Annotated in this window: 9 protein-coding genes; 6 read left to right on the top strand and 3 right to left on the bottom strand. The window is 45.2% G+C overall.

Going from position 1 to position 7,628, the window contains the following annotated elements:
• Positions 1-294 precede the first annotated feature (294 nt).
• On the bottom strand, positions 295-498 hold the full coding sequence (locus VIP81_RS27640) for a hypothetical protein (RefSeq protein WP_331969070.1): 204 nt from the start codon (positions 496-498) through the stop codon (positions 295-297).
• 144 nt (positions 499-642) lie between these two features.
• Here VIP81_RS27640 and VIP81_RS27645 point away from each other — a divergent pair, with 144 nt between their 5' ends.
• Positions 643-1,914, top strand: coding sequence for an acetyl-CoA hydrolase/transferase family protein (locus VIP81_RS27645; protein WP_331969073.1), 1,272 nt, complete (start codon positions 643-645; stop codon positions 1,912-1,914).
• A 162-nt stretch (positions 1,915-2,076) separates the two neighbouring features.
• Positions 2,077-2,616 carry a hypothetical protein gene (locus VIP81_RS27650; protein ID WP_331969076.1) on the top strand — a complete coding sequence of 180 codons (540 nt, stop codon included), beginning with the start codon at positions 2,077-2,079 and terminating at the stop codon, positions 2,614-2,616.
• Here the strand turns inward: VIP81_RS27650 and VIP81_RS27655 are convergent.
• Positions 2,600-3,079, bottom strand: coding sequence for an SRPBCC family protein (locus VIP81_RS27655; protein ID WP_331969079.1), 480 nt, complete (start codon positions 3,077-3,079; stop codon positions 2,600-2,602). The genes VIP81_RS27650 and VIP81_RS27655 overlap by 17 nt on opposite strands.
• A 141-nt stretch (positions 3,080-3,220) precedes the next feature.
• Between VIP81_RS27655 and VIP81_RS27660 the strand changes: the two genes are divergently transcribed.
• Positions 3,221-4,681: an Ig-like domain-containing protein gene (locus tag VIP81_RS27660; protein WP_331969081.1), complete on the top strand. Its 1,461-nt coding sequence runs from the start codon at positions 3,221-3,223 to the stop codon at positions 4,679-4,681.
• A gap of 59 nt (positions 4,682-4,740) precedes the next feature.
• A complete protein-coding gene (recR, locus tag VIP81_RS27665; protein ID WP_331969084.1) occupies positions 4,741-5,361 on the top strand; it encodes a recombination mediator RecR in 621 nt (206 codons plus the stop codon).
• Between the two features lie 214 nt (positions 5,362-5,575).
• On the opposite strand, the gene VIP81_RS27670 is transcribed toward recR, so the two are convergent.
• Positions 5,576-5,794 (bottom strand): hypothetical protein, encoded by a 219-nt coding sequence (locus tag VIP81_RS27670; RefSeq protein WP_331969087.1) that lies wholly within the window; start codon positions 5,792-5,794, stop codon positions 5,576-5,578.
• Between the two features lie 422 nt (positions 5,795-6,216).
• Here VIP81_RS27670 and VIP81_RS27675 point away from each other — a divergent pair, with 422 nt between their 5' ends.
• The gene (locus tag VIP81_RS27675) at positions 6,217-7,233 is read left to right on the top strand and encodes a homocysteine S-methyltransferase family protein (protein ID WP_331969089.1); all 1,017 of its coding nucleotides are present in this window, start codon (positions 6,217-6,219) and stop codon (positions 7,231-7,233) included.
• Positions 7,234-7,277: 44 nt separating this feature from the next.
• Positions 7,278-7,628 (top strand): dihydropteroate synthase (locus tag VIP81_RS27680; protein ID WP_349258199.1); only part of this gene is annotated, 351 nt, incomplete at its 3' end.

Below are 7,628 nucleotides of genomic sequence, written 5' to 3' on the forward strand. Positions count from 1 at the left end.
GAAAGGCCCAGGTAAATACTCTTACAATTACATCATCTGCCCGCTCTCTTATTGGTACCAGCTGGAGCACCATATTATAAAGCGCCCCCGCGTAGCGGTCATACAACAATTCTTTTGCCGCAGGATCCCCTATCACTAACCGCTCAATGAGCTTTTGCTCATTTATATTTGCCAAATCACGCCGCAAAGAAGTAGTGTACCAGGTTTAGATTGCTAATATAGAGAATTAAAGTATATAGGCGTCGTAACAGGTAATATGAATTTACTAACATATATAGCTAAAATGGATAACTTTTATTGTAACTGCATGGTATACAACCAGTACTGTTGACCCAGAATCGCATCCAACTCCCTGACCAAGGTAAATCCAAGCTGACTATACAGCTGTCGGGCATCCGGCGCCAACATTGCTTCAAACGGTCTATAACTCCGAATGGAAGCCGCCCGGACAGCGGCCATATCAGCCCGCACCACCCCTCTGTAATTTAGTATATCCATCACCGTTATTTAAAGATAAACGTCCAACAATTTCTGACCTTCTTTGTTGACAATAAGCAGGCACTAAAAAATTAAAAATACGACATGACTTTGCTCATAGTTATTTTTTAATCTGCACGATAATTTTGGAGAAAATTACCCATCATGCCGTACACGTCTATTCAATCAGCCGTATCCTTAATACAGTCCGGCCACACCGTTTTTATACACACCGCTGCCGCTACACCAAGGGAGTTGGTCAATGCGATGACCGCCCGCAGCCATGAGCTAAAAAATGTACGCCTGGTAAGTATTCATACTGAATGGGAAGCCCCCTACGCGGAACCGGAACACGCTCATGCCTTTCAAATAGATGCTTTTTTTGTTGGCAAAAATATCCGCAAAGCCGTGAATGAAGGACGTGCGAACTATGTACCCATGTTCCTCAGCGAAATACCCCGTTACTTTCGTACCTGCGAACAACCTATTGATGTAGCGCTCATTTCTGTATCACCTCCTGATAAAAACGGGTACTGTACACTGGGCGTATCCTGCGATGTGAGTAAGGCGGCCGTGGATGTGGCCCAAATTATCATCGCAGAAATAAACCCTCAAATGCCGCGGGTGCTGGGCGATGGCGTGATTCATATTTCCCGGATACATGCTGCCGTAGAAGTGGATTACCCTATTTATGCACAGAAAATTAATCCGCCCACTCATATAGAACTTGCCATAGGCCAAAATGTTGCCTCCCTGATAGATGACCGCGCCACGCTTCAAATGGGTATTGGCGGCATTCCCAATGCGGTACTGCAATGTTTATCCAATCACAAAGACCTCGGTATTCACACGGAAATGTTTTCTGATGGTATCATTGACCTGGTAAAACGGGGCGTGATTACCGGCAAATACAAAGCGGTGCATCCCGGCTTGCTGATTTCCAGCTTTGCCATTGGCAGTCAGCGGTTGTACGATTTTATGGATACCAACCTGATTATGCGGCTGATGGATGTAGAATATGTGAATAGCCCTACTACCATCCGCAAAAACCCCAGGGTAACTGCTATCAACAGTGCTATAGAAATAGATATCTTCGGACAGGTATGTGCAGATTCCATTGGATTCAGGCAGTATAGCGGTGTAGGCGGACAAATGGATTTTATGCGGGGAGCCGCCCTCTCACAGGAAGGCAAGCCGATTATTGCCATCCCCTCAACTACCTCAAAAGGGATTTCCCGTATCGTATCGCGGCTGCAACCCGGCGCCAGCGTAGTTACTACGAGGGCACATGTGCATTATGTAGTCACGGAATACGGTATTGCACACCTGATGGGTAAAAATCTCAAGCAACGCGCACAGGCGCTCATTAACATTGCCCACCCCGATCACCGGGAACAATTGGAAAGAGATGCGTTTGATATATTCAAGGTATTCTGATTTCATAGGAACGTTCGGCTGCGTGATGAGATGATTGCTTCCACCCCCTAAGGCAGACACGGGGAAACAAGCGGTGAGTAACATCACCCTGTTAATACCCATCTCCCGTAAAACTATTATGAGCGATTAACGTTATTTATCAAATATCAAAAACATACTCCAATGCATTTTAAATTATTCCTACTTGCGGTTTGTACTTTTGCCACTGTTTCCTGCGCCAACAATGGAAAAAAAGCTCCTGCTGATAATGATACCGATAGCGACACGACGCTGACGGTGCAGGCTGCAGCGAGTAGCCAACTGGAAGTAAAACCGTTATCAGGATATTTCCTGAAGAATACAATCAAGGTAAAGGATAGTCTTACGTACTGGATCATAGATAATCAGGCATCGTTCGACAGCTTATTTGGTATGGCCAAAACCATGAACAATACTATCGACAAACCTGATTTCGGCACCCAGATTGTGATCGCAGCTACTATGCCGCCTACCTACTATGGCACTCAGATACAGCTGGAATCTGCCACCTCAGACAATTTAACCAACGACGCAGCCCTTCATTTTGTGGCTACTGCCAACCCTGAGAAGAGTTCTGCCGCCACCGTTCCTTTATGGCTGGGAGCTGTTCCCAAAACAGGTAAAAGCACTTTTAAGCTGTTTACGGGAGATAATTTAACAAAAACTATTACGGAGCAACAGTAACCTTCCCGAATATTTTCTCTACGGCCTTGTGTCTGTAGGCAAATAAGTTTTCCAGCTGTTTTTTTACAAATAGGCTGTGAGCGATCTTTCCGAGCCAACCAAAGGGAAGCCGGTAGTGTACAATATCTGTCATTTTCACGCCGCCGGGTACTATCTGAAAATGGTGTTCATGATGCCAGATGCTGTAGGGACCTACCCTTTGTTCATCTACAAAATAATCGAGATAAGCCACATGGGTAATTTCCGTCATCCATTCCAGTGGAATACCAGCAATGGGGGCGACTGTATATGTAATGACCTGACCTGGATATACCTGACCTGTATAAGGAGGCGATGTAACCGTAAAGCGCAGGTAGGCGGGCGTAATATGCGACAGATTGCCGGGAGTGGAAAAATAGTTCCATACTTCCTCCGGTGTTGCCGGGATGAGTTGTGTGCGCTGCAATAAATAAATAGTGGCCATTTCGCAAAGGGTTTAAAGCGAGGAAAGCTGAAGGCAACTCCCCAGGCGAAGGTACAAGCGGATATTTTACAAATAACGGAATTGCCCCGATCTTCGCCTGGGGAGTTTTTTGCTTTCTGCTTTCTGCTTTATCTTCGTCATATGAATCAATTTTTCAGGCGCTGGGTTTTCTGGCTGATGTCTATTATTGTTGTTTCCATTTCATTTACGCGATGTGCCAACATTGTGCCGCCCAGCGGGGGCCCGAAGGATACATTGCCTCCGGTGCTGTTACAGGTAACGCCGCGGGATTCTACCCTTCACTTTCACAGCAAAAAAGTGGCATTTATATTTGATGAATATGTGGAGCTGGATAACGTAAATGATAAGCTGATTGTGTCGCCTACCCTGAAACGGCCGCCCATAGTCACTGCCAAGCTTCATACCGTGACCCTTGAAATAAAGGATACCCTGGTACCCAATACTACTTATACTTTCAACTTTGCAGATGCCATCCGCGATATCAACGAGCGCAATATCACACAAGATTTTCAGTATGTGGTATCTACCGGTGATTACCTGGATAGCCTGCAGGTAAGCGGACACCTGATAGATGCGGAAAATGGTAAAGTAGATAGTAACGTAGCCGTGATGTTATACCGTGACATGACTGACTCCATTGTATCCAAAGAGAAACCGGTATACTATGCCAAAACCAAGGGTGATGGCTCGTTCCGTTTCAAAAACATTGCACCGGGCGCCTACAAAATCTTTGCTTTGAAAGAAGAAGACCGAGACCTGCAGTATAATCAGCCTACAGAGCTGATCGCATTTGTAGAAGCACCGCTGGTATTGAAAGAAAGCAACCTGGCAGATGTAAATATGCTCCTGTTTATGGAAGCAGACAGCACTATAAAACCGCCACCAGAGCCAATAGACTCCACAGATATCCAACAGGATGACGAGGAGAAGAAAAAGAAGAAATTACCCAAACTGACTGCTACAGCGTTATTGGAAGGCGGGCAGCAGGAATTACCCAAACCACTGAGGATCAATTTTTCGCTGCCGCTCAGAAACCTGGACAGCAATCGGGTAATACTGGGGGAAGACAGCGCCTATACGCCGGTCATCTTTACCAACACCATGGACTCTACCAAAACACAATGGACAGTGACCTATCCGTGGAAAGAAGGTACCCTGTACCGGCTTATTGTTCCCAATGATGCCCCTACAGATACGGCAGGGCAGCATCTGGCCAGGACAGACACCCTGAGATTCAGCTCCAAGAAAACATCCGATTATTCCATTTTCGCGGTAACGGAACTGAAGATCAGCGATAGCACCATGACTGCCATCAACGATACCGCCATGCACTATGTAGTACAGCTGGTGCAGGATAAAAACGTTAAATATTCCGGTACACTGGTAAATGGCAAGTGGAGCCAGCGTTTCATTACCCCCGGCGAATACGAAGTACGGTTATTGCTGGATACCAATGATAACGGCAAATGGGACAGGGGTAAATATTACACCCAGCCCAGGAAACAGCCGGAGCGGGTGATCGTTGTTGAAAAGATCAACCTCAAGTCCAACTGGACCCTGACAAAGAAAATAAGCATTTAAATAACGATAGCGGAGGGAGCGGATTACTCCCTCCGCTGCATTATTCCTAACTTTGCACTATGATATTTTCGTCTGCACTGATAGAAAACGCGGTAAATGAATTTGCAAAGCTGCCGGGGATCGGTAAAAAAACGGCCCTGCGCCTGGTGTTGCATCTGCTGAAACAGGAAACAGCCCAGGTAGAGCAGTTTGGGGATGTGATTGCGCGTATGCGGCAACAGATCCGATTTTGCAATGTGTGCCATAATGTATCTGATGCAGAAGTGTGCAGCATTTGTAGCAGTCATTCCCGGCAAAAACAGGTGGTATGCGTGGTAGAAAGTATCCGGGATGTAATGGCGATAGAGAACACACAGCAGTTCAATGGTTTATATCATGTATTGGGCGGTATCATCTCCCCTATTGATGGTATTGGTCCGGATCAGCTGAATGTACATTCTTTGGTAGAAAGGGTGCGGCATCAGGGGGTAGAAGAAGTGATTATGGCGGTAAGTCCTACTATTGAAGGGGATACTACCATTTATTATCTCTCTAAAAAACTAAAAGAATTTCCGGTAAAAATTACTACGATAGCCCGTGGTATTGCATTTGGGGGAGAATTAGAATATGCAGATGAAATGACATTGGCACGTTCTATCAGTAACCGGCTCCCCTTGGAAAGCTATGTACAGAACAGGTAAAAGAATTGCGAATTTCAAATTACGAATTACGGATTTGTGAGGAGACCAACAAATGCTAATCTCTCCACAAATCCGTAATTCGTAATTTGAAATTCGTAATTCGTAATTCGTAATTCGTAATTCGTAATTCGTAATTCGTAATTCTACAAAAAAATACGGGTGCTCAATAGCACCCGTCTTCGTTTAACCTGTAATTCCACGTTATGAAAAGTTGTCAGACAGCATCCTTTAATGGATCGTTCTGAAATATTGTATGATTGGTTTCTGATTCTTTTTCTTCCTGCAGTTCTTTCCACCGCTGCATTTCATATTTATTTAAGAAACATACCTTGAAAACCTCTGGTTGCCGGTCGTCGTTTGATACCGGTACTGGTTGTAATCCCAGGCTAGCCAGGTGTTTATGCAGGGTATGGATATGTTCTGATATTGTCATGACTGACGTAAATTTTGTTGTAATAAATGTTAGAGAAGAACTAATGACGAATCTGTTAATTGCAACAGCAACTACAAGGAGTGTGGGCGGAGGGCTGGTGGAGGGCCATGGCCGGGTAAATCACTATATTTCTATCATTTTGTTGCATTGTACCTTTCTATTACCCTACAAATATAGTAGACTTTATAGACTACTACCAAATTAATTTTTATAGTATAAACAAAATCTATATCCACTCTCTTAAATATAGACTTAGGTAAAATACCCGTCAAAGTCCGGCCACATCTTATGAAACACAAATTCACAAAACAAAAAATTACCCTGGAAAAGGTTATATTTGTGGGGACTTTTACAGGGTGGATTTGTTTATTGTTCGACCCTGTTCTCTTTTCTTAACGGTAACTAATAAACGCCTTGATAATATGAAATCTTTACAAGACTGCGCCAATGAGCGCATACTTATCATCGACGGTGCCATGGGCACCATGATACAACGCTATCAACTCCAGGAATCTGACTACAGGGGCACCCGCTTTGCTAACTATCCCAGCGATCTTAAAGGCAACAACGACCTCCTGAATCTCACACAGCCTCATATCATTGAAGCCATTCACAAAGAGTACCTGGAAGCAGGCGCTGACATTATTGAAACCAATACTTTCAGCAGCACCTCTATTGCGATGGCCGATTACGATATGCAGGAACTGGCCTATGAGCTGAACGTAGCTGCTGCCACTATTGCCAAAAAAGCAACGGCGGAGTATAACGCCAAAACACCCGACAAGCCTCGTTTTGTAGCAGGCGCTATTGGCCCTATGAACAAAACGTTGTCGCTGTCGCCGGATGTAAATAATCCGGGCTTCCGCTCCGTATACTTCGATGAAGTAGCGGCTGCGTATGAAGAGCAGATCAGAGGCCTCTCTGAAGGCGGAGTAGATATACTGCTGATAGAAACCATTTTTGATACATTGAACTGCAAGGCAGCTATTTACGCCATCAAGAAATACTACCGTGAATCAGGCAAGCCGGAAATACCGGTAATGATTTCCGGCACTATTACAGATGCCTCCGGCAGAACCCTTAGCGGACAAACACTGGAAGCGTTCTATATCTCTGTCATGCATGCCAATCCGTTCTCCATTGGCTTAAACTGCGCCCTGGGTGGACAACAAATGCGTCCTTACGTAGAAGAACTCTCCAACATAGCCAGTTGCTATGTGAGCTGCTACCCTAATGCGGGTTTACCCAATGCCTTTGGTGAATACGATGAGGAGCCGGAAGATACTGCCTGCATCATTGAAGACTTTGCCGCATCGGGCTTTGTTAACGTAGTAGGTGGTTGCTGCGGTACCACACCAGATCATATACGCCACATTGCAGATCATGTGAAACATATCAAACCACGTCTGAAGCCAGTATTAGCCGACACACTGGCCTAATCAACCATGACAGGTTTTCTATTTAAATCCCACTAACAGCAACAATGAGCGAAACTATCATACATAACACAGATATTATCAGTGAACCGAATGTCAACGAAGAACGCAGGGTGATTAAGCCCTTTATGCGTTTGAGCGGACTGGAACCACTGGTAGTAAGACCTGAAACCAACTTTCTTAACGTAGGGGAACGTACCAACGTAACCGGATCCAAGAAATTTGCACGCCTGGTCAGGGAAGGTCTTTACGAAGAAGCCTTGTCCGTAGCCCGTCAACAGGTAGAAAGCGGCGCACAGATCCTGGACGTAAACATGGACGATGCCCTCCTCGATGGAGAGGTGGCCATGTCTACCTACCTGAACCTGCTGGCAGCAGAACCGGATATTTCCCGTATC

The sequence above is a fragment of the Chitinophaga sp. genome, from assembly GCF_036566945.1.
GTDB lineage: Bacteria > Bacteroidota > Bacteroidia > Chitinophagales > Chitinophagaceae > Chitinophaga.

Bases quoted from the DNA above. Each gene is read 5' to 3' on its own strand.
- VIP81_RS27675 (WP_331969089.1), top strand. From the start codon at position 6,217: ATGAAATCTTTACAAGACTGCGCCAATGAGCGCATACTTATCATCGAC.
- VIP81_RS27670 (WP_331969087.1), bottom strand. From the start codon at position 5,794: ATGACAATATCAGAACATATCCATACCCTGCATAAACACCTGGCTAGC.
- VIP81_RS27650 (WP_331969076.1), top strand. From the start codon at position 2,077: ATGCATTTTAAATTATTCCTACTTGCGGTTTGTACTTTTGCCACTGTT.
- VIP81_RS27655 (WP_331969079.1), bottom strand. From the start codon at position 3,079: ATGGCCACTATTTATTTATTGCAGCGCACACAACTCATCCCGGCAACA.
- recR (WP_331969084.1), top strand. From the start codon at position 4,741: ATGATATTTTCGTCTGCACTGATAGAAAACGCGGTAAATGAATTTGCA.
- VIP81_RS27645 (WP_331969073.1), top strand. From the start codon at position 643: ATGCCGTACACGTCTATTCAATCAGCCGTATCCTTAATACAGTCCGGC.
- VIP81_RS27660 (WP_331969081.1), top strand. From the start codon at position 3,221: ATGAATCAATTTTTCAGGCGCTGGGTTTTCTGGCTGATGTCTATTATT.
- VIP81_RS27640 (WP_331969070.1), bottom strand. From the start codon at position 498: ATGGATATACTAAATTACAGAGGGGTGGTGCGGGCTGATATGGCCGCT.